The following is a 26,453-nucleotide window of genomic DNA, read 5'->3' as shown; positions in this document are numbered from 1 at the left end:
TGTCTAATACAGGATCAGCAGGGCACTCGGAAGGAGCCCGACATCACCAGCGATCTTCCGCGCCTCGCGGCGGTGACCCGGCCGTACCGGGGGTCCGGTTCTGCCGGTCCCTCCGTCGGGCCGTACCCGCACGGTGGCCTCGGTCGGCACCCCAACCTGCCGCCCGGCGAGCGGCTACGGGTGCTTCTGGTCGAGGACGACGAGGGCGACGCCTTCCTGGTCGGCGAGCTGCTCGCCGAGACCAACTCGATGATCGAGCTGTCGGTCGCCAGCAGCCTGAGCGAGGCCCGCCAGCGGGTGATGGGCGTGGACTGCGTCCTGCTCGACCTCGGCCTGCCGGACGCCCAGGGGCTGGACGGGCTGCGCCAGGTGCTGGACATGTCCAGCGGGGCCGCGGTGTGCGTGCTGACCGGCCGCTCCGACGAGCACCTGGGCATCGTCGCGGTCGCCGAGGGCGCACAGGACTACCTGGTCAAGGGCCAGGTCGACGGCGTGCTGCTGACCCGGGCGCTGCGCTACGCCGTGGAACGCAAGCGGGCCGACGAGAACGCCCGGCGGCTGCGCGAGGTGGAGCTGCGCCAGGCCGAGTCGGCCCGGCTGGAGCGGGGCCTGCTGCCCCAGCCGCTGATGTCGACCGACCAGGTCGCGGTGCACACCTTCTACCGCCCCGGCCGGCACGCGGCGCTGATCGGCGGCGACTTCTACGACGTGGTGCAGACCCGGCCGGACCGGGTCGACTTCATCGTCGGCGACGTCTGCGGGCACGGGGTGGACGAGGCGGCCCTCGGGGTGGAGCTCCGGGTCGCCTGGCGGGCCCTGGTGCTGGCCGGGGTGCCCGACGACGAGGTGCTGCCCGCCCTGGAGCAGGTGCTGATGAGCGAGCGCCGGCTCCAGGAGATCTTCGCCACGGTGGCCACCGCCCGGCTCGACCTGGCCCGCAACGCCGCCACGGTGCGGCTCGCGGGGCATCCGCCGCCGCTGCTGCTGTCCGGGGGTAAGGTCGCGCCGGTGCCGGCGCCGGGCGGCCTGCTGCTCGGCGTCCGACCGCGCCGGCCCATAGCCTTCGACCTGGAGTTCGACACCGATGACTGGTCCCTGTTGATGTACACCGACGGCCTGATCGAGGGTCGGGTGGGCGACGGCGACGAACGGCTCGACGTCGCCGGCCTGACCGACCTGCTCGGCGAGCCGGGCAACCTCGCCGTGCCGCTGGCCGAGCTGCCGGCCTGGCTGGTGGGGCGGGCGGAGCAGATCAACGGGGGGCCGCTCGCCGACGACGTCGCCATGCTCCTGCTCACCCGGGGCGGTGGCCGGTGACCACGAGGCCGCACAGCTGGACCCTGCACCGGCGGGTCGTCGCGCTGCTCGTCGTGGTCGGCGTGCTGCTCGGCGCCTCGGTCGTGGCGGAGATCGCCGTCGCGGCGAAGAACCGGGAGCACATCCACACGCTGCTGGACCGCACCGGCCCGCTGCGCATCCAGTCGCAGGAACTGCTCAGCGTGCTGGTCGACCAGGAGACCGCGATGCGCGGCTACGCGGTCACCGGCGACCGCGAGGACCTCGAACCGTACAACGCGGGCAGCGAGCGGGAGCAGCAGCTCTACCGGTCGATGGAGCCCCTGATCGAGGTCCACCCGGCGCTGGCCCGGCAGCTCGGGACGGTCAAGGCCGAGGCCGCCGACTGGCGGCGGACGATCGCCGAGCCGGTGGTCGTCGCCACCGAGCGGGACGGCACGGCGGCCGGGCAGGCGCTGATCACCGACCAGGCCCGGCAGCGCTTCGACGCGATCCGGGCCTCCATGGCCGAGCTCCAGCAGGGCATCCTCGACCAGCGGGAGAAGGGCGCGGACGACATCTACCGCACCAGCTCGATCCTGGTGATGCTGCTGATCGCGGCGGCGCTGGTGGTGGTCGCGGCCGGGGTGGTGCTGCTGAACTCGCTGAACCGGATGGTGGTCCGGCCGCTGACCAGCCTCGCCGAGCAGGTCCGCGAGGTGGCCGAGGGCGACTACCAGCATCGCATCGCCGGCTCGGGCCCCCCGGAGTTCCAGCAGCTCGCGGGCGACGTGGACGCGATGCGCCAGAAGATCGCCAAGGACCTGGCGGAGGTGCGCGAGGCCCGGCAGAGCATCGAGTGGGTCAACAGCCAGCTTCAGAAGCAGGCCGAGGAGCTGGTCCGCTCCAATCGAGACCTGGAGCAGTTCGCGTACGTCGCGTCGCACGACCTTCAGGAGCCGCTGCGCAAGGTGGCCAGCTTCTGCCAGCTCCTCCAGCGCCGGTACGCGGGGCAGCTCGACGAGCGGGCCGACCAGTACATCGCGTTCGCCGTGGACGGCGCCCAGCGGATGCAGCGCCTGATCAACGACCTGCTGGCGTTCTCCCGGATCGGCCGGCTCACCACCGGCTTCACCGAGGTCGACCTGAACAAGGTGATGGGCGACGTGGCCGGGCAGACCGAGTCCGCCCGGCAGTACGCCGATGCCGAGCTGACCTGGGGTGAGCTGCCCACGATTCGCGGTGAGGAGCCGCTGCTGACCAACCTGCTGGCCAACCTGGTCAGCAACTCGATCAAGTTTCGCCGCCCGGACGTGCCGCCGAAGGTGCACGTCTCCGCGCGGCTGGTCGACGACGAGTGGGAGATCCGCTGCCAGGACAACGGCATCGGGATCGAGCCGGAGTTCGCCGACAAGATCTTCGTGATCTTCCAGCGGCTGCACTCCAAGGACGCGTACCCGGGCACCGGCATCGGCCTGGCGATCGTCAAGAAGATCGTCGAGTACCACGGCGGCCGGGTCTGGGTGGACACCGACACCGCCGAGGGCACCGCGATCCGGTTCACCCTGCCGGCCCTGCCCGAGGACGTGGAGGCGGCGCGGGCGGTCGAGCAGCAGGCCGCCGAGGCCCCGGCCGGCGAGGCGGCGGACGCCGGTGAGCTGGCCGCCGCGGCGGACCCGGCAGTCGAGGGCGCTGCCGGGGTGGAGCCGCCCCGTCAGGGCGGGTCACGGGCGGAAACGGCCGACGAGGCCTCGGGCGTCAAGGAGACGATGACATGACCGCGCCAGCGGACGGCAGGAGCCCGATCGAGGTCCTGCTCGTCGAGGACGACCCGGGTGACGTGTTGATGACCCAGGAGGCGTTCGAGGAGCACAAGTTGCGCAATCGGCTGACCGTCGTCTCCGACGGCGACGAGGCGCTGGCCTACCTGCGGCGGGAGGGTCAGTTCGCGGACGCCGTCGCGCCGGACCTGATCCTGCTCGACCTCAACCTGCCCCGCCGCGACGGCCGGGAGGTGCTGGAGGAGATCAAGCAGGACGAGCAGCTCTGCCGCATCCCGGTGGTGGTGCTGACCACGTCCCAGGCCGACGAGGACATCCTGCGCAGCTACCAGCTGCACGCGAACGCGTACGTCACCAAGCCGGTGGACTTCGAGCAGTTCATCTCGGTGGTCCGGCAGATCGACGAGTTCTTCGTCAGCGTGGTGAAGTTGCCGCCGCGTGGCTGACACCCTGCTGGACGATGTCGCGGAGCTGCTGCACCGGGCCGCGGCGGACGTCGTGCTGCCACTGTTCGGAAAGCTGGACGTCGCCGACGTCGCCGAGAAGGCGCCCGGCGAGCTGGTCACCGTCGCCGACCAGCGGGCCGAGGAGCTGATCAGCGCCGGGCTGCGCCGGCTGCGCCCCGGCTCGTTGGTGGTCGGCGAGGAGGCTGCGGCCGAGGACCCGGGCCTGCTGGATCACCTGCGCGACGACGGGGACGTCTGGCTGGTCGACCCGATCGACGGCACCTCCAACTTCGCCGCCGGGAAGCGGCCGTTCGCCCTGATGGTGGCGCTGCTGACCGATGGGGCGCCGGTCGCCTCGTGGGTGCTCGACCCGCTGGCGGGAACGCTGGCCGTCGCCCGGGCGGGCGAGGGGACCCTCGTGAACGGCGGCCCGGTGCGCACCGCCGAGGAGGTGCCGCCGCTCGGCAGCCTGCGCGGCACCGCGATGACCCGGTTCCTGTCGCCGGAGGCCCGGCGGCGTGCCGAGGCCGGCGGGGAACGAATCGGCGAGCTGCTGCCCGGCCAGCACTGCGCCGGCCGGGAATATCTTGACCTGCTCGTCGGCTCCCAGCAGTTCGTGCTCTTCTGGCGAACCCTGCCCTGGGACCACGCCCCGGGGGTGCTGCTGGTCCGCCAGGCCGGCGGGGTGGCCCGCCGGTTCGACGGCAGTGAGTACCACCCGGCCGATGGGGGCCGGGGCCTGCTGGTCGCCGCGAACGAGCAGGTCTGGGCCGAGGCCCTCGACGCCCTCGGCATGGGCTGACCGGCCCGCTTCGCGGCGGGTCGGCGACCCTGCCGGCCTGCCCGACCCGCTGCACGACCGGGCGGCGATCCGGCCGGTCCGACCGACCCGATTCGCGGCCGGTTGGCGACGCTGCATCGACATCGTCATCTGGCGATGTCGCGGGGCTGGCGGCCGGCCGCCGGTCCGGTATCCTGACCGGCGGTCTCCGCCCAGCAGGCCGCCACCCGGCGCCGGTGGAGGACGCCGCCGTGCCGAGGACGACCGGGCCGGCGGTCGAGGGAAGGGACGCTGCCCGTGCCCAGTACCAGCCTCATCCGGCGCCGCGGCAACGGGCCGCTGACCGCGCTGCCGGGCCGTCGCGGCCGAGGGCCGCTGACCGTGCTGCTGGTCGCCGTCGCGCTGCTGCTCGGCGTCGGCGCGGTGCCCGCCTCGGCCGAACCGAACGAGGGCGGGACGAAGCAGCTCCGCGATGCGCTGGAGGCCGCGGCCAAGGGGCACATCGAGGCCAAGGCGAAGCTGGACAACTCCAAGCGCCGGCAGCAGTTGCTGACCGGCCAGCTCAAGGCGGTGGAGACCCGGCTGGTGGAGCTGACCGTGCAGGTCGGCGAGGTGGCCGTGCATTCGTACCGAATGGGGCGGGTGAGCGCCCCGGCGCTGCTGCTGCAGAGCGCGTCGCCGGAGTCGTTCCTGCGTCGCGCCGCCGAGCTGGACGTGATGGCCCAGCGGGACAGCCGCCGGCTGCGCGACCTGGCCCAGGCCCGGGACGAGGCGACCCGCGCCCAGATCGGCATCGACACCGAGGTTCGCGAGCAGCGGAAGCAGCTCGCCGCGCTCGCGAAGAAGAAGCAGGAGGCCGAGAAGGCGTTGGCGGCGGTCAGCTCCGGCAGCGGCGCCGGGTTCAGCGGCGGCTCCTCCTCGGCGAAGCCGGCCCCGCGCAACTCCGACGGGTCCTGGCCCTCGGAGTCCTGCTCGGTCAACGACCCGACCACCTCCGGCTGCATCACCCCGCGCACCCTGCACGCCATGCAACAGGCCAAGGCCGCCGGCTACAAGCGGTACGTCTCCTGCCACCGCAGCGGCGGCGGCGGCGAGCACCCCAAGGGGCGGGCCTGCGACTTCGCCGCCGCCACCAGCGGCTTCAAGGACGAGACGGCCAGCGGCGGCGACAAGGCGTACGGCGACAGCCTGGCCAGCTACTACAAGAACAACGCCAGCCGGCTCGGGGTGCTCTACGTGATCTGGTACCGGCAGATCTGGACGCCGAACACCGGATGGCGGGCGTACGGCGGCAGCGGCAGTCCCGCCGCCGACCACACGAACCATGTTCATCTCTCGATGTACTGACCCGGACTGCCCGGTCCGCTGCGTACCATCGCGACGGTGAGCAGCTCATCCTCCGACGTCGCGGTGGAGCCGGCGCGGCCCGCGTCGCCCGCAGGCCACGCCCTGCCCAACGGTCTCGCCGCGTTCCTGGTCTTCCTCTCCAGCGGCGCGGTGCTGGTGCTGGAGACCGTCTCGCTGCGCCTGGTCGGCCCCTACGTGGGGGTCACCCTCCAGGTCACCAGTTCCGTCATCGGCATCGCGCTGGCCGCGATCGCGTACGGGGCGTGGACCGGCGGCTGGCTGGCCGACCGGCGGGACCCGCGCACCCTGATCGCCCCGGCGCTGGTGCTCGCCGGCATCGCCACCGCGATCACCCTCCCGGTCGTCCGGTACGCCGGCGAGCTGCTGCGCGGCGGGGCGGCCAGCGCCGTCCTGCTGCTCACCGCGCTCGCCGTGTTCGTGCCGGCGGCGCTGCTCTCGGCGGTCACCCCGCTGGTGGTCAAGCTCCAGCTCGCCGACCTGCGGCGCACCGGTCAGGTGGTCGGCCGGCTCTCCGGCATCGGCACGCTCGGCGGCATCACGGCCACCCTGTCGACCGGGTTCGTGCTGGTGGCCGCGCTGCCCAGCACCGCGATCGTGCTCGCCCTGGCGGTGCTGCTCGGCGTCACCGGGCTGGGCCTGGGGGCGTACCTGCACCGGCTGGGGCGTGCCGGGCTGCCCGGTCCCGGCCGGGCGAAGGTCGCGGTGGCGGTGCTGGGGCTGGTCGGGGCAGGGCTGACCACGGTCGCCCCGAACCCGTGCGACGTGGAGACGGCGTACCACTGCGCGTCGGTGGAGACCGATCCGGATCGCCCGTCCGGGCGGACGCTGCTGCTCAACTCCGCCCAGCACTCGTACGTCGACCTGAACGACCCGACCTACCTGAAGTACGCGTACACGCAGTGGATCGGCGCGGCGGCCGACGTGGCCGCGCCGGCCGGGCAGCGGCTGGACGCCCTGCACCTGGGCGGCGGCGGCTTCACCGTGCCGCGCTACCTGACCGCCACCCGGCCCGGCACCGGCAACCTGGTCTTCGAGATCGACGGCGGCCTGGTCGAGCTGGACCGCGAGAAGCTCGGCGTGCGCTCCGGCCCGGGCCTGCGCGCCGAGATCGGTGACGCCCGGATGCTGATCGGCCGGGAGGCCACCGACAGCCGTGACCTGGTGGTCGGCGACGCCTTCGGGCACCTCGTGGTGCCCTGGCACCTGGCCACCCGGGAGATGGCCGACGAGGTCGACCGGGTGCTGCGCCCGGGCGGGATCTACGTGCAGAACGTCATCGACTACCCGCCCGGCCGGTTCGTCCGCAGCGAGCTGGCCACCGTCGCCGCCGCGTTCCGGCACGTCGCCCTGGTCGCCCCGCCCGACGCGGTCGCCGGGCTGGTGGGGTCCAACTTCCTCATCGTCGCCTCCGACGCGCCGCTGCCGCTGGCCCCGCTGCAACAGCGGGTGTCCGGGCTGCCCGAGGCGGCGGGCGTGCTCTCCGGCGAGGTGCTGGCCGCGTTCGTCGGCGACGCGCTGGTGCTCACAGACGACTACGCCCCGGTGGACCAACTGCTCGCGACCGCCTGATCGGGTGATTGGTCGACCGAATCTGGCCGCCAAGGGTTAGGAATGCCCGGGTCGGGCAAAAACTCCGACCATGGGTGGAGCGGTCCGTAACGGCGCACAGCTGCTCGGTGAGCGATACCGGCTGATCGAGCAACTCGGCGCGGGCGGCATGTCCGTCGTGTGGCGAGGGTACGACGAGGTGCTGGGCCGGCAGGTGGCGGTGAAGGTGCTCGCCTCCCGGCTGGCCAGCGACCGGGCGTTCCGGCACCGGATCCGGATCGAGGCGCAGGCCGCCGCCCGGCTCTGCCACCCCAACATCACGGGAGTGTACGACTACGGCGAGTCCGAGCAGGTCGGGCTGACCGTCCCGTACGTCGTCATGGAGCTGATCGACGGCGGCCCGCTGAGCGCCCGGCTCGGCCGGGACGGCACGCTGCCCTGGCGGGAGGCGGTGACGATCGGTGCGGAGGTCTCCTCGGGGCTGGCCACCGCGCACGCCCGGGGCGTGGTGCACCGGGACGTGACCCCGGGCAACGTCATGCTCACCTCGACCGGGGTGAAGGTGGTCGACTTCGGCATCTCGGCGCTGACCGGGGAGAGCGAGAAGGGGCCGGACGGCACCCTGCTCGGCACCCCCGCGTACCTGGCGCCGGAGCGGCTGGACAACGGCCAGGTCTCCCCGGCCACCGACGTGTACGCCGTCGGCCTGCTGCTGTACCGGATGCTCACCGGCCGGCTGCCCTGGCAGGCGAGCACCACCACCCAGATGCTCCGCGCGCACATGTACGCCGAACCGGAGCCGATGCCGGCGGTGCCGGGGCTGCCCGACGAGGTCGCCGGGCTGGTGCGCCGCTGCCTGGCCAAGAGCCCCGTGGACCGCCCGGCCACCGCCGAGGTGGCCCGTACGCTCGCCGAGGCCGCCGGGATGCTGGCTGCGGTGCCGGTGTCGCCGGCCCCCGGGGCGGTCGACGGGAGCCAGCTCGACCCGGCCGCGCTGGCCAACGCCGGCACCACGATCCTGCCCTGGTCGACCGACACCGACGCGCTGCCGTTCTCCGGGCGTACCCGCAGCCGCCGGGCCGCCACCCGGCGGCGCAGGGTCGAGGCGGGGGTGGCGGCGGCGGGCCTGGTCGCGGTGACCGCGACGATGTGGGGGGTGACCTCCCGCAGCCCGGCCAGCGGCGGCGTGGACCAGCCCACGGAGGCCCGGATGGGGCTGACCGGGCCGCCCACCTGCGCCGTCGACTACGCGCTGCGCAGGGACTCCGGCAAGGACTTCTCGGCCGAGCTGACCCTGACCAACAGCGGCGACCGCGAGCTGCGGGACTGGACGATGAGCTTCACCTTCCCCGGCCAGCAGACGGTGACGAAGGCCGACCCGGCTGTCCGGCAGCAGGGCCGCACCGTCGAGGTCCGGCCCGCCGCGACGCAGGCTGCGCTGGCCCCCGGCGCCGCCCGCAAGCTCGCCCTCGCCGGCCGGTACACGGGGACGAATCCGCTGCCGGTGGAGTTCCGCCTCGGCGGCGCGGCCTGCCGGGTGCAGGTCTCCGGGGTGGCCGGGTCGGTGCCGACCACCAAGGCCCCGGCGAAGCCCACCAAGAAGAAGGCGACGGTCGCGAAGGCCGGTGCCGGGTCTTCGGGCTCCTCGGGCGGAAGCGGCTCCGGTGGCGGGTCCAAGGCGAAGCCCGCGAAGGCCGAGAAGCCCGCGAAGCCTGCGAAGGCCGAGAAGGCCGGCAAGGCCAAGGGCAAGTGACCGGTCAGGTCAGCGAGGCGAAGCGCTGCACCTGGGCGACGCTCCCCTCCACGACCAGCACGCTGCCCGCGGTGAGCACGGTGGCGGGGTCCGTGTACCGGAACCGCTCACCGGGCAGCTTCGCGCCGACCACCATCACCCCGTAGCGGTCCGCCAGGGCCAGCTCGCGCAGTGGCCGCCCGACCAGGGTTTCCGGCACCCGGACCTTGGCGATGGCGAAGTCGTCGCCGAACTCGATGAAGTCCAGCATCTTGCTGACGATGAGGTGCGCCACCCGCTCACCGGTCTCCGCCTCCGGGAAGATCACATGATGGGCACCGACCGAGCCGAGGATCTTGGCGTGCTTGTCCGAGGTCGCCCGGGCCCAGATCTGCGGTACGCCCAGCTCGGTCAGCGCGAGGACGGTCAGCACGCTGGCCTCCACCGAGGCGCCGATCGCCACCACCACCCGCCGGAAGCCGGTCACCCCGAGCTGGCGCAGCGCTGCCTCCTCGGTGGCGTCCGCCTGCACCACCCGGTCCAGGTACTGGGACCACCTCTGCACCTGGCCGGCGCCGCGGTCGATGGCGAGCACGTCGTGGTCGAGCTGGGTCAGCGACGTGGCCAGGTGGCAGCCGAACCGCCCGAGACCGATCACCACGATTCCTTTGTCGTCCGTGTTCCTAACCGACAATGGGTTGCTCCTCCGGGTAGCGGTACAGGCGTCGTCGGGTGTTCAACGCGATCGCGGACCCGAGGGTGAGCGGTCCGACCCGGCCGACGTACATCAGCAGGGTCAGGACGAGCCTCTCCGGGTCGGCGACGGTCGTTGCGACGCCCGTGGACAGGCCGGTGGTGCTGAACGCCGACGTCACCTCCAGCAGCGCCCGGTGGTAGGGCAGTCCCTCGGTCAGCAGCAGCAGGACGACCGTGCCGCCGACCACGAGCGCGACGCTGATCAGCGCCACGGTCAGCGCCTGCCGCAGGCTCGCCGTGGCCACCCGGCGGCGGCCCACCGTGACGTCCGGCTCGCCGCGCAGCTCGGCCCACATGGCGAAGCCGAGCAGGAAGAACGTGGAGACCTTGATCCCGCCGGCGGTGCTGGCGCTGCCGCCGCCGATGAACATCAGAGCGATCAGCAGCGGAACGCTCTCCTCGTCCAGCGCCGCGATGTCGAGGGTGGCGAACCCGCCGGTGCGGAGCACCGCGTCCTGGGTGAAGACGGCCAGCATCTTGCCGGGCACGTCGTACGTGCCGATGGTGCGCGGGTCGGACCACTCGGCCGCCAGCAGGCCGACGAAGCCGACCGCCAGCAGTGCCGCGCTGCCCCAGACGGTGAGCTTGGTGGCGATCGCCCAGTGGCCCGGGCGGCGCCACTCCCGGGTCGCCTCGAACAGCGCGGGGAAGCCCAGCCCGCCGACGATCGTGCCGAACGCGATCGGCAGGCAGATCCACGGGTCCCGGGCGAAACCGATCAGGCTGTCGGAGAAGAGCGCGAACCCGCCGTTGTTGAACCCCTGCACGGCGTGGAAGAGGCCGTACCAGAGCGCCCGGCCGGGCGGGTAGTCGTAGCCGAGCCAGAACCGGCCGGCGAGGACGGCGGTCATCACCGCCTCGCAGGCGCCGACGGTGGCGGCGATGCGCAGCAGCAGCCGGCGTACGTCGCCGACGCCGAACTCCGCGGTCTCGGCCTGCACCAGCAGCCGGTTGCGCAGCCCGAGCTGCCGGGCGACCACCAGGATCACCAGGGTCGCGCCGGTCAGGATGCCGAGCCCGCCGACCTGGGTCAGCACGGTGATCATCACCAATCCGAACCCGTTCCAGTAGTCCGGGGTGTCGACCACGGTCAGGCCGGTGACGGAGACTGCCGAGGCGGAGGTGAAGAGCGCCGTGGTGAACGGGGTGTAGCGGGCTTCGTTGGTCGCGGCCGGCAGCATCAGCAGGACGGTGCCGATCATGATCATCGCCAGGAACCCGAGCGGCACCAGCCGCACGGGATGACGGAAAAACCGGCGCACCAGCCAATCTTCCTTTTCCGTCCGCCGCACCGGTGCCCAAACGCCCACTCGACCACGCCGCCGGGTCCCGCCGGCCGGCCTGTCGACGCTGTCGTCAACAACGCCGGCGGATACCTGGGCGGGGACACCGGCACGCTGGCCGGGGTCGCCGCACACTGGCGGGCCAACCTGGACGCCAACGTGCTGACGGCCGTGCTGCTGACCGAGGCGCTGCGGCCCGTCCTGCGCCGTCCCGGGGGCCGGGTGATCCTGCTCAGCTCGATCGCCGCCCAGCGGGGTGGCGGTGGGGCGTACTCGGCGGCCAAGGCGGCGCTGCACGGGTGGGCGTACGACCTGGCGGCACAGCTCGGCCCGGAGCAGATCACGGTCAACGTGGTCAGCCCCGGCTACGTGGCAGAGACCGAGTTCTTCGGTGACCGGATGACCCCCGAGGGGCACGCCAAGCGGGTGGCCGCCACCCTGGTCGGGCGGGCCGGGGTGCCCGACGACATCGCCGGGGCGGTCCGCTACCTGGCCGGCCCCGACGCCGGGTACGTCACCGGCCAGGTGCTCGGCGTCAACGGCGGCTCCGTCCTCGGCCGCTGATCCGCTGCCCCGTCCCGCCCGATTCCGCCCCCGCTTCCAGCGCGGCGCAGGGTCGGAAAATTGAGGACGGCTCCGCCCCTGTCCGGGTGCCAGCACCTTCGGGTGAAAAAGCGATTGGCCGACATGCGTCGAGTCGCTTCACACCCGTACGGATGTTCGACAGGATTGGCTCTTCAGTCGGAAGGAGGGCCCGTGGCCGACAAGAGTGCCATCGAGTGGACCGAGGCGACGTGGAATCCCACCACCGGGTGCGATCGGATCTCGGCGGGTTGCGACAATTGCTACGCGTTGACTCTCGCCAGACGCCTCAAGGCAATGGGGTCTGGGAAGTACCAGGTGGACGGCGACCCCCGCACCTCGGGCCCGGGGTTCGGAGTCACCCTGCACCCCGATTCACTGGACGTCCCGCGCCGTTGGCGAGAGCCGAGGACGGTCTTTGTCAACTCCATGTCGGATCTGTTTCACGCGCGAGTGCCGGTGGAGTACGTGCAGAGAGTTTTCGCGGTGATGCACGAGACGCCCCGGCACACGTACCAGGTTCTCACCAAGCGCGCGGCGCGGCTGGCGAAGGTGTCCTCGCAGCTCGATTGGCCGCCCAACGTCTGGATGGGCGTCAGCGTCGAGGACGGCGGCCAGCGGGCCCGGATCGACCACCTGCGTGAGGTGCCGGCCGCTGTCCGATTCATCTCGGCAGAGCCCCTGCTCGGTCCCCTGCCGGATCTCGAACTCGACGGCATCGACTGGCTGATCGCCGGGGGCGAGTCGGGCTCCGGCTGTCGGCCGATGGAGCCGGCCTGGGTCGCCGACCTACGCGACCAGTGCGGGCAGGCCGGCACGGCGTTCTTCTTCAAGCAGTGGGGTGGCCGCACGCCCAAGGCCGGTGGGCGGCTCCTGGACGGCCGGACCTGGGACGAGATGCCCACGCCCCGGTCGCTCGTGGCGGCGTAGCGACGTCGGCGGGGGAGTCGCGAGGATGCGGCTCCCCCGCCACTACGGGCGTCGAAGCGAAGTTCTCCAGAAGTCGCCGGTCCCCGTGTTCGCCACCATGCCGGAGGCGTGCATCTCCTTGATGGCCGACCCCACGTGCGTCGCTGATGCCTGCCCGAGGGTGCTGCCGTAGACGTCCGGGACGCGATCGGCCGGCTTGAAAGGGTGCCCCTCGTCGAGCAGCCGGGCAAGATTCTGCCTGATGAGGGCGATCCAGCCCGGAGCGTTGTCGGCAACGTACTTGCGAGCGTCGAATACGAGGGCGTCGTCGAAGAGTGTCGGTGCGTCAGGGCCTGTCCGTCGCCATCTCTCTTCCTGCCAGGCCTGCTGCCACTCCACTCCGGCCTTGCCCAACGAGTCCGCGAAGTGCCAGGCCCCTTCGCTGTGCGTGGTGAACAGGGCCAGCACGTACTTGGGCACCAGGTCCGGCCGCGGTCGGACCGGCATCCGGACCGCGCGGTACCTGCTGTTGGCGGTCAGTTTCTTCTCGTACTCCTGCCACACCTGTAGGGCGATGTCCGTGGCCCGGCGCTCGTCATCCTGGTCGGTGACTTTCGCGAAGTGCTGCCGCCACCAACTGCCGCCCAGAAAGCGGTCGAGCCGTTCGGCCACCTTCCGGTCGGCATCCGACAGGCTGCCGTGCTTGTGCTCGGCGGCGTACACCGCGCTTCCCATCCTGGCAACCGAGGAGACGCTGAAATGGAGCAGCACCTCCGTGGGGGGCCACGAGCCGCGCCCCAGGAGTCGGGTCTTGATCAGGTTGAAGTCCAGTGCGGGCCCGAACGGATCCAGGAAGGCGAAGAGGGACGCGCTCTTGGCGAGTGCCAGCAGGTCGGGCAGATGTTGATCGAGGCTTCCCTGTCTGAGTTCGTAGCGGGCTGCGCCGCCCTTCTCCGCGAGGACCTGGCTCAGGTTGGCGAAGTTCTCGGGATCTTGCTCTACGAAGAAGCCACGGACATCCCGGTACCCGCTGACGAAGTCCGCGCACTGGCTCAGCAGCAGGGGTGATCCCGGATCCCCGTCCCGGTACTCGCCAGGACCCGCGTAACCGTCGAGGAAGACGACCGGGTTGCCTCTGCCGGTCTTGGCGGCGAAGACCACCGGGTAACGCTTTAGGATGCCGTGCTTGAGCACGGCAGCGGCCTTCTTGGAACGGAAGAAGTCCTCGTTGGCGGACACCGCAGCTCCCTTGCAGTCACTGAATGTGATGCGAAGGTAGCTTTACGTTCGACCTTGCGCTGTCCCAAACGAGGGGTGGTTCGCTGCCCCATGCGGCTTGCGCGGATCTGAGCAGGTGTTATGTCGAGAAGCTCGGATCAGGCCGCCCTCTGCGAGTCCTTGATCCGACATCGAGTCAACCTGGCTCCTGCTCAGCGGGCGAGCTGCTATGTGGGCTGGCCGGGACGGTCGGCCACGTAGGTCCCGCGACCGGACTGCCCAATGATCAGGTTGCGGTCGTGCAGCAACGAGAGCGCACGGTAGACCGTGCCGGTGCTGACGTCGTGGATCTTTGCCAGCTCGCTGGTCGAGGGCAGCTTGTCGCCCGGCTTGAGTTCGCCGGTTCGGATCTTGTTGGCGATCTCGTCGACGATGCGGCGGAATGACGGCTGTGCTGTGGGCATGGTGAGGACTCCGGTCGGTTCGGCAGTCCGATCATGCCCGACCTGCACTAGCAACTGCAATAAGTGCTGGCGACGCGACTCTTCGGGGTCGACTTGCTGTAGCTGCTGTAGTAGGTTTCTGGCTGTTCGGCTCCGGTTGGTTCGGCAAACCCCGGGGGCGGACGCCCAGGTTGGCTCCGGGGTCGTACCGCCGAGGAGGGCTGCGGTCGCGGGGCCGGCGGTCCGGTCCGCATCCCCTGTCTGCGGACCGGACCGCCTTCCACCGTGCGGCTCGACGAGAGGAGTGACCGTGCGCAAACTGCTGAATCTGGTCCGGTCCGCAACCCGGAGAAGAGACGTGAATCGGCAGGGCCGGCCGACCCGGTCGCCAAACGCCGGCTGGTACCGGCCGGTGGCGACCCGGCCGTTGACCGCCGGGCAGGTCCGGGACCGACGGTTCGCCACGGTGCGGCGCGGCCTGGACCCGGCGGAGGTGCACGCGTTCCTCGACCTGGTGGCCGGCGAGCTGGCCGCCACCCGCCGCGAGTTGGCGCACACGGCCGAGGAGAACGCCCGGATCAAGCGGGCGCTGCGCAGTTGGCACTCGCGCTTCGCGCCGCCGGCCGGTTCCGGCCCGCGCCGGGACGGTGGCCGGTGGTGAGCCGGGAGCGGTTCGTGGTGCACCTGCCGGTGCTCGCCACCGACCTCGACGCCGCCCGCGGGTTCGCCCGCGCGATCACCCGGGCGCTTGCCTTCCTGGCCGACGTGGACCGAGCGGAGACGACGGTCTCCGAGGAGGACGCCCAGCACGTACGCCACCGGGTCTTCTGCGACCGGCTGCTCGACGGCCGCCGGCGCTGCCCCCTGCGGGCCCACCACGACGGCGATTGCCGCCCGGCCGGCGGTGCCGGGCGATGCCCGCGCCGGTGATCAAGAGCTTTGCGTCAGGTTCGGCCCGGATCGTGACCGAAACCTCTTGATCAACGTGGCGGGGGTGGGGCAGGGGTGCGGGGGTGGGAGGGGTGGCGCTGGTAGACATGTCGGATGGGTCAGGATCGGGCGGCGGTACGGGAACGGGCTGAGGCGGTGCTGCGCCGGCTGGCCGGGGAGCACGCTCGGCTGCGGGAAGATCAGTGGCGGGCCATCGAGGCGCTGGTCGTCGACCGGCGTCGGGTGCTCTGCGTGCAGCGCACCGGGTGGGGCAAGTCGGCGGTCTACTTCGTGGCGACCGCGCTGCTGCGGGAGCGCGGTGAGCACGGGCCGACCGTGATCGTGTCGCCGCTGCTGGCGCTCATGCGCAACCAGGTGGAGGCGGCAGCCCGCGCCGGCATCCGGGCCCGCACCATCAACTCGGCGAACCTGGACGAGTGGGACCAGATCACCGCCGAGATCCACGACGGCACGGTCGACGTCCTGCTGATCAGCCCCGAGCGGCTCAACAATCCGGACTTCCGGGACACCGTGCTGCCGAGGCTGGCCGCCACCACCGGCCTGCTGGTGGTCGACGAGGCGCACTGCGTCTCCGACTGGGGGCACGACTTCCGTCCCGACTACCGGCGGCTGCGCACGTTCCTCGGCAACCTGCCCGAGCGCACGCCCGTGCTCGCCACCACGGCCACCGCCAACGCCCGGGTCACCGCCGACGTCGCCGAACAACTCGGCACCGAGCCGGCCGGCGGTGAGCGGCTTAGCACCGAGCCGGCCGGCGAGCGCCCCGACGTGCTGGTGTTGCGCGGCACCCTGGACCGGGAGTCGCTGCGGCTGGGCGTGCTGGACCTGCCCAGCCCGGCGCACCGGATCGGCTGGCTCGCCGACCACCTGGACCGGCTCCCCGGCTCGGGGATCATCTACACGCTGACCGTGGCGGCGGCCGGCGAGACGGCGGAGTTCCTCCGCTCGCGGGGATACCCGGTGGCCTCGTACACGGGGCAGACCGAGGACGCCGACCGGCGGGCCGCCGAGCAGGACCTGCTGGACAACAAGATCAAGGCGCTCGTCGCCACGAGCGCGCTGGGCATGGGCTTCGACAAGCCCGACCTCGGCTTCGTGGTGCACCTCGGCGCCCCGCCGTCGCCGATCGCGTACTACCAGCAGGTCGGCCGCGCCGGCCGCGCCGTCGAGCACGCCGAGGTGCTGCTGCTGCCCGGCGCCGAGGACGCCGCCATCTGGCGGTACTTCGCCTCGCTCGCGTTCCCGCCCGAGGAGCAGGTCCGGGCCGTGCTGGCCGCCCTGCACACCGACCGCCCGCTGTCCACGCAGGCCCTGGAGCCGGTCGTCGACCTGCGCCGGGCCCGGCTGGAGCTGATGCTCAAGGTGCTCGACGTGGACGGCGCGGTGCGTCGGGTGCGCGGTGGCTGGCTCGCCACCGGGGAGCCCTGGGCCTACGACGAGGCCCGGTTGCGCCGCGTCGCCCAGGCCCGCACCGCCGAGCAGCAGGCCATGCGCGAGTACGCGACCACGCCCGGCTGCCGAATGCGGTACCTGCGCGAGTGCCTGGACGACGTCGGGGCGGGCGACTGCGGCCGGTGTGACCGGTGCGCGGGGCCGCTGTTCACGCCCGAGGTGTCCGGGCCGGCGCAGGGCGCCGCGCAGGCGTACCTCGGGCGGCCCGGGGTGGAGATCGCGCCGAAGAAGCTGTGGCCGACCGGGCTGGACGCGGTGGGCGTACCGCTGAAGGGCCGGATTCCCCCGACGGAGCAGGCGCTGCCGGGGCGGGCCGTGGGGCGGCTGTCCGACCTGGGCTGGGGCGGTCGGCTGCGCGAGTTGGTCGGCCCCGACGCGGCGGACGGGCCGATCCCCGACGACGTGGCCGGCGCGGTGGTCGAGATCCTGAAGGCGTGGGCGCACGGCGACGACCCGTGGCCGCGCCGCCCGGTGGGCGTGGTCGCGGTCGGCTCCCGGCGGCGGCCCGCGCTGGTCGGCTCGCTCGCCGAGCGGATCGCCGCGGTGGGCCGGCTGCCGCTGCTCGGCCAGGTGGTCCCCGCCGGGCCCGCCGGCCCGGACGGGCCGCGCGGCAACAGCGCCCAGCGGGTACGCGCCCTGCACGACGCCTTCGCGGTGCCGGACGAACTGGCCGGCGTGCTCGCCGGGCTGGACGGCCCGGTGCTGCTCGTCGACGACCTGGTGGACACGGGCTGGACCCTGACCATGGTGACCCGGCTGCTGCGTCGGGCCGGCGCGCCCGACGTGCTCCCCCTCGCCCTGGCCGTCGCCGGCTGACGGTGGCTCGGTTCCTGGCCGTCCGCCGGCTGACGGACGCGTGACCCCTGGCCGTCGGCGGTCGGTGCTGCTCGGTCCCTGACCGGCGCCGGCCGGCGGCCTCTCGGGCGGGGGTGGGCGGAGGCGGCGGGGTTCCCGCGTCGGGAGGTGGCCAGGGCGGCGACCCGGATGCGATCGGGACGGAAAGTTCCCAGGCGGGGCGGATTGCGACCGGTGCCACGCCGCGCGGTTGCTGGCCGGCCGGTGGGGAACCCGGCGGTACCGTGGGCCCCATGACCGACCAGCGACCCGGCCCGGCTGAGGTGCCCGCGCCGCCGTCCTCCCCGCCCGGGGGCGGCGTGCCGGAGGCTGCCGGGGTGCTGGAGGCTGGCGGCGTGCCGGAGGCTGCCGGGGTGCTGGTGGACCGGGGCACGCTGCGGCTCGCGCTGGTGGTGGGCGGGCTGATCCTCGCGGTGCTGCTCGGCTTCGGCCTCGGGCGGCTCAACCCGGCGCCCGCCGACGCGACCGGGCGGGCCTCGGCCGCAGCCACGGACCACACCGACGCGCCCGGCACCGGGGCGCACGAGCACGGCACCGGCACCGGCATCGACGGAGCGACCGAGGTCGGTGGCCTCGCGGTCAGCTCCGGTGGCTGGACCCTGACCCCGCTGTCCACCGGCCTCGCCGCCGGGCGGCCGGGCGAGTTCCGGTTCCAGATCCGGGACGTCCAGGGCCGGCCGGTGACCCGGTTCGCGATCGTGCACGACAAGCCGATGCATCTGATCGTGGTACGCCGGGACCTCGGCGGCTACCAGCACCTGCACCCGACGATGGGTGCCGACGGCACCTGGTCGGTCCCGTTGACCCTGCCGCAGGCCGGGGCGTGGCGGGCGTACGCGGACTTCACTCTCGTCACCGACGACGGCGGGCAGAGCGCCCGTACCCTCGGCGTCGACCTCGCCGTTCCCGGCGACCAGACGCCCCGGCCGCTGCCGGAGCCGGCCCGCACCGCCACCGTGGACGGGTTCACGGTGAGCTGGTCCGGTGACCCCCGGATCGGCGCGACCCGGCCGCTCCGGTTCGCGGTCCGCGCCGGTGACGCCACCCCGACGCTGGAGCGCTACCTGGGCGCGTACGGGCATCTGGTGGCCCTGCGCGAGGGGGACCTGGGCTACCTGCACGTGCACCCGGAGCCGGGGCCGGCCGCGGACGGGGTCACCTTCCAACTGGCCGTGCCGGGGCCGGGGCGTTACCGCCTGTACTTCGACTTCCAGGTGGCCGGCGAGGTGCGGACCGCCGAGTTCACCCTCACGGCGCCCTGACCGTCGGCGTCCACCCCGTCAGCCGGCGCGACCGCCGGACCGCCTTGGCGTCCCCCCATCAGCCGGCGTGACCGACGGACCGCCTGGCGGTGCCGGTCAGACGGCGCGGCGGACGGGGCGGCGGGCCAGGTAACGCAGCAGGTCGCGGATGTGGTGCTTCTCCTCGGCGGGCACGGCCGGGTCGGCAAGCCGCTGGAGGATGACCCGCACGTCGGCCTCGACCGGCCCCTCGTCGCCGCGTCGGCGTGGGGCGGGGCCCGCGTCGGGCAGGCCGAGGGCCCGGAAGGCCGCCGTCACGGGCAGGTCGAGGGCCGCGCAGAAGCCGCGTACCTTCGCCAGCTCGGGATAGTCGTGCCAGTCGCCGGCCAGCCAGCGGAACACGGTGGAACGGCCGACCCCGGTGTGCCCCGCGAGGTCGCTGACGGTCCAGCCGCGCTCTTCCCGAGCGTCGTCGATGGCCCGCCGCACGAATCGTGCGAAGGCCATCTGCGGCGAAACCTCTGACGCGGCCATCCCTGCGGGGTCTTCCTTCCCGGCTGGAGCACCGGACGGTGCCCTTGGAGCGTAGTACTCCCGATGAGGGAAGCAAGCCATCGGCCGCCCCTTGATCGTCGTCCGCGCCGCCGAACCCGGATGACCTGCGAAAATTGCTCACGTTCTCTTGGCGGACGTGTCGGGGTTGGTTCCGGGCGTCCGGGATCGCGCCTGTCAGTGCTTGCCGGACGTCAACTAAGCTCGATGCCCGTCCACCTACCGTCCGCGGTCGCCCGTCCCCATCGGCCGCGTCGATGAGGAGCAGCATGGCCGATCCGAGCCGTCCCCCGCCGTACCGTCCGGGCGCGGTCAGCCTCTTCTTCGTGGCCAAGGCGGGCGTCTTCGCCGCGGGCTTCTGGAGCTGGCTCCTGGTCCTCGTGCTCGGCACCGACCAGGCCGACGGAACCCACGTCCTGGCCGCCGCCGGCGCGGTCACCACGACGCTCGCCGGCGTGGTGCTCGGGGCCCGGATGGCCCTGCAACGCAACGCGGCCGTGCGGCACGCCGAGCTCAAGCGGCTGCTGGTCGACATCTCCTGGAACGCGTTCGCCGCCGCCGGCAACGCCGAGACCCCGGGCAAGGTGGTGCCCTTCCCGACGGTGTCGGCCGACGGCGAGCGCTTCGGCCGGGGAACCGGGGGCCGCGTGTCGGCGTTCGACCGCAGCTCCACCAACGAACGGGCGTCGGACCGGGACCGGGGCGGCAACGGCGAACGTCGCCGCTGACGGGCCGTCGGCGCCCCGGCGGGGTCAGCCCTCCCGGTTGACGAGCAGCGTCTCCAGGCGCGGGGTGACCTGCCACTGGTCGAGCAGGGCGCGGTACTCCGCCCGCTGCTCGGGGCCGGGCGCGGTGCCGACCCGGCGGGCCCGGATCAACAGGTTGCGGGGGGTGTGCCGGGAGTCGACGAACTCCACCACCTCGGTCCGGTACCCGTGCAGCCGCAACAGCGCGGCCCGCAGCGAGTCGGTCAGCACGTCCGCGAAGCGCTCGCGCAGGATTCCCTGCCGGGTCAGCAGCTCGTACGGGGACGGGGCCGGCCGGGCGCGTAGCTGGGCGGCGAGGTCGTGGTGGCAGCACGGCGCGGCGAGCACCCACCGGGCGTCCCACCGCACGGCGCGGGCCAGCGCCTCGTCGGTGGCGGTGTCGCAGGCGTGCAGCGCCAGCACCAGGTCGGGCGCGGGCTCGACGGCCGCGTCGGCGATCGTGCCGGCCACGAAGCTCACCCGGTCGGCCCAGCCCAGCCGTTCGGCCAGCTCGGTGTTGCGCCGCCGCTGGTCCTCCCGCACGTCGACGCCGACCAGCCGCACGTCCAGCCCCCGCTGGGAGAGGTAGCGGTACGCGGCGAAGGTCAGGTACGCGTTGCCGCACCCCAGGTCGACCACCCGCAGCGGGCCGGTGAGGTCGTCCGGCAGCGTGGCGGCCAGCGCCCGCAGGAACGCGTCCACCTGTCGCCGCTTCGCCGCCGACCCGCCGATCTCGGCGAAGATCTCGTCGCCCGGGTCGAGCAGCCACTCCTTGGCCCGGTCGTGGCCGCCCGGCTCGACCGCCGGCCGGGTAGCGGCCGACCGGTGCACCTGGGCCTCACCGGACTTGGTCACCCGGAGCTGGAGCGTCACGTCGGCGGTCTCCACGTGCCAGTTGCCGAACGGCTCGGCCAGCAGGGCGTCCACGGCCGCGTCGGCCTCCGCCCCGGGCGCGACATTGCGGGTGTACGGGCGGGCCCCGTCGGAGGTGGCGACCTGTAGTCGGGGACCGCCCTTGAGGGCGACCGGGCGCAGCTCGGCGCGGATCACCGAGGGGCGGTGTCCTCGGCGGCGGCCGGCGGCGACCGCCCGGGTCAGCGCGGGGTCGAGCAGCAGCGCCCGGACCTCGGTCAGGGCGGCGTCCAGCGGTTCGGGCATCTCTCCATCTTCCTCGCCGCCCGAGCGGTCCCGTCGGGCGGCCGGTCCTGTCGGGCGGGTCCCGTCGGAGGGCGGGCCGGCCGGAACGGGACATCCCCCGCGCCGGGCGGGCCGGGGCGGGGGATGTCGACGTCTGGGACGTGGGTCAGTCGGCGGTCGCCTCTGCGGGCGTACCCGCGCCGGAGCCACCCCGACGGCGCCGGCGGCGACGCGGCTTGCCCGGCTCCCCGTCGGCGGCTGTGGCCGGCTCGGCGCCGACCGGCTCGGTGTCGGTCGTCTCGGCGGAGATCACCGCGGTCGGCTCGCCGGCCACCGCATCGCCGACCCGGCGGCGACGCCGGCGGCGCGGGGTCCGGGTGCCCTCCTCGGTGGCCTGGTCGACCGGGACCTCGGCGGCGGCCGGCTCGGCGGCCGGGCCGGAGCGGCCCTGGCGGCGCTCGCCCCGACCGCGACCCTCGTCGTGCCCGCGTGCCTCGTCGCGCCCGCGACCCTCGCCACGCCGGGAGCCCCGGCCGCCACCGGCGCTGTCACCGCGCCGGGGCCGGCCGCCGAGGTCCTCCTCGACCTCGGCCGACAGCCCGGCCCGGGTCCGCTCCGCCGACGGCAGCGTGCCGGTGACGTCGCGGGAGATGTCCAGGTCGGTGTAGAGGTGCGCCGAGGTGTGGTACGTCTCCGGCGGCTCCGGCATGTCCAGCCCGAGCGTCTTGTCGATGATCCGCCAGCGGGGCATGTCGTCCCAGTCGACGAAGGTCACCGCGACGCCGGTGGCGCCGGCCCGCCCGGTACGACCGATCCGGTGGGTGTAGGTGTCCTGGTCTTCGGGGCAGTCGTAGTTGATGACGTGGGTGACGCCGCTGACGTCCAGCCCTCGGGCGGCCACGTCGGTCGCGACCAGGATGTCGATCTTGCCGGCCCGGAACGCGCGCAGCGCCCGCTCCCGGGCGCCCTGACCCAGGTCGCCGTGCACGGCGGCCACGGCGAAGCCGCGGAAGTCGAGGTCCTCGGCGACCCGGTCGGCGGCCCGCTTGGTGCGGGTGAAGATCATGGTGAGACTGCGACCCTCCGCCTGGAGGATCCGGGCGACGATCTCGACCTTGTTCATCGAGTGGGTGCGGTAGACCAACTGTTCGGTCTGCGGCGACGGCCCGGTCTCGGCGGTGTGCCCGGCGTGGATCGTCATCGGGCGGCGCAGGAAGCGCCGGGACAGGGTCACGATCGGGTCCGGCATGGTGGCCGAGAAGAGCATCGTCTGCCGGTCCTCCGGCAGCATCGCGAGGATCTTCTCGACGTCGTCGAGGAAGCCCAGGTCGAGCATGCGGTCGGCCTCGTCGAGGACCAGTGCGCGCACCCGGTCGAGCCGCAGGTGCTTCTGCTTCTGCAGGTCCATCAGGCGGCCGGGGGTGCCGACCAGGATTTCCACGCCCTTGCGCAGGGCGTCGATCTGCGGCTCGTACGCCACCCCGCCGTAGATCGGCAGCACCCGGACGCCCCGGGTCCGGCCGGCGGCGGCGAGGTCCTTGGCGACCTGGATGCCCAGCTCGCGGGTGGGGACGACGACCAGCGCCTGCGGCACGCCGTCGCTGCCCTCGGCGGGGGCGAAGACCCGCTCCAGCAGTGGCACGCCGAAGCCGAGGGTCTTGCCGGTGCCCGTCGGCGCCTGGCCGATCATGTCGGTGCCGCGCATCGCGATCGGGATCGCGTACTCCTGGATGGCGAAGGCGCGGGTGATGCCGGCCGCGGCCAGCGCCTCGACGGTCTCCGGCCGGGCGCCGAGCTCGGCGAACGTGGGGGCCTCCGGGCGGACCGGAGCGGTCGGGGCCAGCTCGTGGCCGCCTGTGAGATCGAGAATCTGCTCGCTCATATGGATTTGGGGGTGCCCTCTCGTGGTGCGCCCCTCATGTCCTCAGGGCGCGGTCGGTAGTTGCGCGGGCCACACGGTCGGGGGCGGAATCGCCGAGCCGGACCGGGCCGCACGCGCGCCGATGGGCAGTACTTCGGGTCGACCGGACCTCGGTCAGATCGGGGCGCCCAGCGGCAACTGCCCAATACTACCTGAGCCGCCGCTATGTCGTCCCTGTTCAGGGGTGTGCCCCGACATTCGGGGGTGCCAAGTGTGACCTGGGACACAGATCACCCTCCGGTCGCCCGGTCAGCCGGGGCGATATCGGGCACCCCGCAGCCCCGGAAGGGAGCGGTGGCGAGCCGAAGGACTGGCTGGAGGCGGTGACCAAGGCGTACCGGGGCGACGCGGTGGCGACGACCTCCTCCGGGAGGTCGCCGGCGCGCTCGCCGCACTGGTCACGCGGGGGAGCGGGTGGACACGTCGACGCTGTCCCACCGGCTGACCGCCGCGCACACCGCACGAACGGCGGCGGTCGGTCTCAACAACTGACGCCACGGCCCATCGGGCGGGGACGCTGCCACCACCGGACCGCACGACGGCGTCCGTGGCGGACGGTGCACGACATGCCGCACCCCGCCACGGACGCCGGACGGATCAGCGGACGGTGAAGCCGACCGACCGCGGCGACGCCTCGGCGATCTCGACGTAGGCCACCTTGCCGACCGGCACGATGACCCGCCGGCCCTTCTCGTCGGTCAGGGAGAGCGTCCCCTCACTCTTGGCCATGGCGTCGGTCACGGTCTGCTCGATCTCGGCCGGCGACTGCGCGCTCTCCAGAACCAGCTCGCGCGGCGCGTACTGCACGCCGATCTTGACCTCCACGGTGCCTCCTCAACTGGGGCGAAAAAGCCGCCGAGGGAAGGCTATCCGATCCCGCAGCCGGATGTTCAGGCTGACTCACCCTGCAGCGGGAAGCTGGCGATGCCCCGCCAGGAAAGCGCGGCCACGAGCGCCTCGGCCTCCGCCTTGGGCACCTGCCGGCCATCGGCGAGCCAGAACTGCGCCGCCGTCTCCGCCGCGCCGACCAGCCCCGAGGCGAGCAGTTCGGCGTGCGCCCGGCTGACCCCGGTGTCGGAGATGATCGTGTCGGTTATCGCCGCGATGCAGCCCTGCTCCACCCGTTCCACCCGTTGCCGCACGGCCGGGTCGTTGCGCAGGTCGGACTCGAAGACCAGACGGAACGCCTCGCTCTCGTGGTCGACGAAGTCGAAGTAGGCGCGCACCGACGCGCTGACCCGCTCCTTGTTGTCGTTGGTGCTTCGCATGGCGTCGTGCACCTTGGCCACGATCGCGTCGCAGTGCGTGTCCAGCAGCGCCAGGTAGAGCTCCATCTTGCCTGGGAAGTGCTGGTAGAGCACCGGCTTCGAGACCCCCGCCCGCTCGGCGATGTCGTCCATCGCGGCGGCGTGGTAGCCCTGCGCGACGAACACCTCCTGCGCCGCCGCGAGCAGCTGCTTGCGCCGCGCCGAGCGGGGCAGGCGCGTGGGCCGGCCGGCGGTCTGGGCACCGTTCCCCACAGCCGTCATGGGAACCTCCGAAACTGTTCGTACGAGCTGGCACTTATCGCCCGAACCGGTCGGGGTTCGTGAACCCCTCGCGGAATTGGCCCGCTGCTGTAACTTATCGCCACTGTCACCACACGGTAGCCTCAGCGGGGGCGACCAAGGAGCGCGCGGTGACTGAAACAGGGCAACCCGGTGCCGCCACCCCGGGAGAGCACGGCGACGGGACGGGTCAGCAGGATGACCTGGCCCGTTCCGTCAGCGGGTGGGCGCCCCCGGTGGCCGGCTGGTCCGCCGGCGGCGACGGGTCGCGGGAGTCGTCGATCCCCTGGCGCCGGTCCGAGCCTGTCTCCGGCTGGGGCGCCTCGTCACCGCGTTACGGCGATCTTCCGGCACCGCTGCCCGGCCTGCCCCCCGAGCCGGGGCCACCGGCCCGGGTCAACGGCCACCCCCCGCACGTCAACGGGGCGACCCACGCCGGGGCGGAGTCGCCAGTGGGCCGCCAGACGCCGGTCAGCGCGCCGCCCCTGGGAGGGGAGCCCGGCCGGGTCGGCGACGGCGAGCGGCTGGCCGTCCCAGCGCAGCGCCCCGCCCCGGCGCTGGAACGATTGGCCGGCCCGCAGCACGAGGGTGAGGCGGACGCCGCCGCCCGACACGCCTCCGAGGAGGCTCCGGCGGCCCGTGCCGGCCGCTGGTCGGACGGGAGCGTCCCGTCGTCCGCGCCGCCCGCTGTGCAGGTGCCGCCGCCCGGCACGGCCGCCTCCGGCTTCGAGGTGCCATCCGGGCTGCACGCCCCCATCCCCGACCGCTCCGTCCCCGAGCCGAGCGCGTCCGCCGGAGCGCCGTCCGACTGGGCCGACCGGCCGTCCGACTGGGCCGACCGCTTCCCACCCGACGTCGACCCGCGCGGCCACCCGCAGGCAGACCCACGCGGCTACCCAGTGGCAGAACCGCATGGCTACCCACTGGCAGAACCGTCCGGCGCCGACCGGGCGGTCCGCCCGTCCGGGGCGGCGCAGGGCGGTCGTCCGGCGGCCGAGCAGGGGCCCGCGCAGGCCGCCGATCCGCCCGGCGGGGGCGGCCCGCCCTCCGCCGACCACCCCACCCGGTCGCCCGCCACCGACCGTGCCGGCTACCTGCCGGCCGCCGCCGACCGTGCCGGCTACCTGCCGGCCGCCGCCGACCGCCCGGGTGCTGCCGGCGAGCGCCGAGCCCCGGACGATCGCCTGGGTGTCGACGACCACCCGACTCCGGACGACCCCCCGGGTGTCGACGACCGCCGAGCCGCGTGGGAGCGAGCCGCCGAGCACGCGACGGCCCCCGAGCCGGGTTTTGCCGGCCCCGACTGGAACCGGCCGAGCTGGGGCGGCAGCTGGGCGCCGCCGTGGTCCCGCGAACAGAGTGGTGGCCCCGGTCGCCGGTCCCGCGAGGAGGAGGACCCGGCCGGCCGCCCCACCAGTGTGGAGGAGGACACCGCCGGTCGTCGGTCCCATGGGGACGAGGACCCGGCCACCCGCCGGTCCCGCGAGGAGGAGAGCCAGCCGCCCGGTCGCCGGTCCCGTGAGGACCGGGCCGTCGACTGGGCCCCGGACCAGAGTCGTGGCTACCAGCCCGAGCCGGGCCGCCCCCACGCCGCTGACCCGGGCCGCCCCCACCTCGCTGACCCCGGTCGCCCTCACGACGCTGACCCGGGTCGCCCCCACGTCGCTGACCCTGGTCGCCCCTACGCGGCCGAGTCGGCCCGGCCGTACGAGCCGGCGCGGGCCGAACCCGCCCGGCCCTACCAGCCGCCGCGTCCCGAGGCCGGCCCGTCGTACGAGTTCCCCCGGCCCGGCTACGAGCCGGTCGCCCGGCCGACACCTGACCAGGTCGAGCGCCCCGCCTGGGCCGGTGGGCGCCCCACCTCGGCCCCACCCGTCCCACCGGGGCCGTCGGCCCCACCCGCCCAACCGGGGCCGTCGGCCCCATTTG

The 26,453-nt window shown here is 73.5% G+C and carries 22 protein-coding genes and 1 pseudogene; 14 read left to right on the top strand and 9 right to left on the bottom strand.

Annotated features, from left to right (window positions below; all coding sequences use genetic code 11):
- Window positions 1–72: 72 nt before the first annotated feature.
- From GVV04_RS07970 to GVV04_RS07940, 7 genes are all read left to right on the top strand, one after another.
- Window positions 73–1,317, top strand: coding sequence for a PP2C family protein-serine/threonine phosphatase (locus GVV04_RS07970; RefSeq protein ID WP_407938768.1), 1,245 nt, complete (start codon window positions 73–75; stop codon window positions 1,315–1,317).
- Window positions 1,314–3,053, top strand: a complete 1,740-nt coding sequence (locus tag GVV04_RS07965) for a sensor histidine kinase (RefSeq protein ID WP_328822261.1) — start codon at window positions 1,314–1,316, stop codon at window positions 3,051–3,053. Before GVV04_RS07970 ends, GVV04_RS07965 begins: the two co-directional genes overlap by 4 nt.
- Entirely contained in the window at window positions 3,050–3,502 is a 453-nt protein-coding gene (locus GVV04_RS07960) for a response regulator (RefSeq protein WP_161686077.1), read from the top strand. Before GVV04_RS07965 ends, GVV04_RS07960 begins: the two co-directional genes overlap by 4 nt.
- Complete coding sequence (locus GVV04_RS07955) at window positions 3,495–4,304, top strand: inositol monophosphatase family protein (RefSeq protein WP_161686075.1); 810 nt, start codon at window positions 3,495–3,497, stop codon at window positions 4,302–4,304. Before GVV04_RS07960 ends, GVV04_RS07955 begins: the two co-directional genes overlap by 8 nt.
- A gap of 363 nt (window positions 4,305–4,667) precedes the next feature.
- Entirely contained in the window at window positions 4,668–5,630 is a 963-nt protein-coding gene (locus GVV04_RS07950; protein WP_407938778.1) for a coiled-coil domain-containing protein, read from the top strand.
- A gap of 36 nt (window positions 5,631–5,666) precedes the next feature.
- The gene (locus tag GVV04_RS07945; protein WP_161686073.1) at window positions 5,667–7,220 is read left to right on the top strand and encodes a fused MFS/spermidine synthase; all 1,554 of its coding nucleotides are present in this window, start codon (window positions 5,667–5,669) and stop codon (window positions 7,218–7,220) included.
- Window positions 7,221–7,290: 70 nt separating this feature from the next.
- The gene (locus GVV04_RS07940) at window positions 7,291–8,952 is read left to right on the top strand and encodes a serine/threonine-protein kinase (protein ID WP_161686071.1); all 1,662 of its coding nucleotides are present in this window, start codon (window positions 7,291–7,293) and stop codon (window positions 8,950–8,952) included.
- Window positions 8,953–8,956: 4 nt separating this feature from the next.
- On the opposite strand, the gene GVV04_RS07935 is transcribed toward GVV04_RS07940, so the two are convergent.
- Together GVV04_RS07935 and GVV04_RS07930 are read right to left on the bottom strand one after the other, a co-directional pair.
- Window positions 8,957–9,586, bottom strand: coding sequence for a potassium channel family protein (locus GVV04_RS07935; RefSeq protein ID WP_328822291.1), 630 nt, complete (start codon window positions 9,584–9,586; stop codon window positions 8,957–8,959).
- Between the two features lie 28 nt (window positions 9,587–9,614).
- Window positions 9,615–10,895: a TrkH family potassium uptake protein gene (locus GVV04_RS07930; RefSeq protein WP_201753182.1), complete on the bottom strand. Its 1,281-nt coding sequence runs from the start codon at window positions 10,893–10,895 to the stop codon at window positions 9,615–9,617.
- 126 nt (window positions 10,896–11,021) lie between these two features.
- Here GVV04_RS07930 and GVV04_RS07925 point away from each other — a divergent pair.
- Window positions 11,022–11,534 (top strand): annotated as a pseudogene (locus tag GVV04_RS07925) (SDR family NAD(P)-dependent oxidoreductase); the annotation flags it as partial.
- Window positions 11,535–11,657: 123 nt separating this feature from the next.
- On the top strand, window positions 11,658–12,482 hold the full coding sequence (locus tag GVV04_RS07920; RefSeq protein ID WP_201753181.1) for a DUF5131 family protein: 825 nt from the start codon (window positions 11,658–11,660) through the stop codon (window positions 12,480–12,482).
- A 42-nt stretch (window positions 12,483–12,524) separates the two neighbouring features.
- Here GVV04_RS07920 and tcmP read toward each other — a convergent pair whose 3' ends face one another.
- Together tcmP and GVV04_RS07910 are read right to left on the bottom strand one after the other, a co-directional pair.
- Window positions 12,525–13,700: a three-Cys-motif partner protein TcmP gene (gene tcmP / locus GVV04_RS07915; protein WP_161686063.1), complete on the bottom strand. Its 1,176-nt coding sequence runs from the start codon at window positions 13,698–13,700 to the stop codon at window positions 12,525–12,527.
- A 206-nt stretch (window positions 13,701–13,906) separates the two neighbouring features.
- Window positions 13,907–14,143, bottom strand: coding sequence for a GntR family transcriptional regulator (locus tag GVV04_RS07910; RefSeq protein WP_161686061.1), 237 nt, complete (start codon window positions 14,141–14,143; stop codon window positions 13,907–13,909).
- A 337-nt stretch (window positions 14,144–14,480) separates the two neighbouring features.
- Between GVV04_RS07910 and GVV04_RS32915 the strand changes: the two genes are divergently transcribed.
- The 4 genes from GVV04_RS32915 (at window position 14,481) to GVV04_RS07890 (ending at window position 18,642) form a co-directional block, all read left to right on the top strand.
- Entirely contained in the window at window positions 14,481–14,783 is a 303-nt protein-coding gene (locus GVV04_RS32915) for a DivIVA domain-containing protein (RefSeq protein WP_328822260.1), read from the top strand.
- Entirely contained in the window at window positions 14,780–15,052 is a 273-nt protein-coding gene (locus GVV04_RS07900) for a hypothetical protein (protein WP_161686057.1), read from the top strand. The genes GVV04_RS32915 and GVV04_RS07900 overlap by 4 nt, the downstream gene beginning before the upstream one ends.
- A 114-nt stretch (window positions 15,053–15,166) precedes the next feature.
- Entirely contained in the window at window positions 15,167–17,341 is a 2,175-nt protein-coding gene (locus tag GVV04_RS07895) for a RecQ family ATP-dependent DNA helicase (protein ID WP_161686055.1), read from the top strand.
- A 272-nt stretch (window positions 17,342–17,613) separates the two neighbouring features.
- Window positions 17,614–18,642 carry a hypothetical protein gene (locus GVV04_RS07890; RefSeq protein WP_235965729.1) on the top strand — a complete coding sequence of 343 codons (1,029 nt, stop codon included), beginning with the start codon at window positions 17,614–17,616 and terminating at the stop codon, window positions 18,640–18,642.
- Between the two features lie 96 nt (window positions 18,643–18,738).
- On the opposite strand, the gene GVV04_RS07885 is transcribed toward GVV04_RS07890, so the two are convergent.
- Window positions 18,739–19,155: a helix-turn-helix transcriptional regulator gene (locus GVV04_RS07885; RefSeq protein ID WP_161686053.1), complete on the bottom strand. Its 417-nt coding sequence runs from the start codon at window positions 19,153–19,155 to the stop codon at window positions 18,739–18,741.
- Window positions 19,156–19,442: 287 nt separating this feature from the next.
- On the opposite strand from GVV04_RS07885, the gene GVV04_RS07880 reads away from it, so the two are divergent.
- Window positions 19,443–19,901 carry a hypothetical protein gene (locus GVV04_RS07880; protein ID WP_161686051.1) on the top strand — a complete coding sequence of 153 codons (459 nt, stop codon included), beginning with the start codon at window positions 19,443–19,445 and terminating at the stop codon, window positions 19,899–19,901.
- 24 nt (window positions 19,902–19,925) lie between these two features.
- Here the strand turns inward: GVV04_RS07880 and GVV04_RS07875 are convergent, their stop codons facing one another.
- The 4 genes from GVV04_RS07875 to GVV04_RS07860 all read right to left on the bottom strand — a co-directional run bounded on the left by GVV04_RS07875 (window position 19,926) and on the right by GVV04_RS07860 (window position 24,506).
- The gene (locus tag GVV04_RS07875) at window positions 19,926–21,077 is read right to left on the bottom strand and encodes a class I SAM-dependent methyltransferase (RefSeq protein ID WP_161686049.1); all 1,152 of its coding nucleotides are present in this window, start codon (window positions 21,075–21,077) and stop codon (window positions 19,926–19,928) included.
- A 145-nt stretch (window positions 21,078–21,222) separates the two neighbouring features.
- Complete coding sequence (locus GVV04_RS07870) at window positions 21,223–22,938, bottom strand: DEAD/DEAH box helicase (RefSeq protein WP_161686047.1); 1,716 nt, start codon at window positions 22,936–22,938, stop codon at window positions 21,223–21,225.
- 636 nt (window positions 22,939–23,574) lie between these two features.
- Window positions 23,575–23,802, bottom strand: a complete 228-nt coding sequence (locus GVV04_RS07865) for a DUF3107 domain-containing protein (RefSeq protein WP_161686045.1) — start codon at window positions 23,800–23,802, stop codon at window positions 23,575–23,577.
- 65 nt (window positions 23,803–23,867) lie between these two features.
- On the bottom strand, window positions 23,868–24,506 hold the full coding sequence (locus GVV04_RS07860) for a TetR/AcrR family transcriptional regulator (protein WP_161686043.1): 639 nt from the start codon (window positions 24,504–24,506) through the stop codon (window positions 23,868–23,870).
- Window positions 24,507–26,453 lie beyond the last annotated feature (1,947 nt).

It is taken from the genome of Micromonospora rubida (assembly GCF_009908295.1).
Classification (GTDB): domain Bacteria; phylum Actinomycetota; class Actinomycetes; order Mycobacteriales; family Micromonosporaceae; genus Micromonospora; species Micromonospora rubida.
Note: the sequence above shows the minus strand (reverse complement) of the source record. Positions and strands in the feature narration are given on the sequence as shown.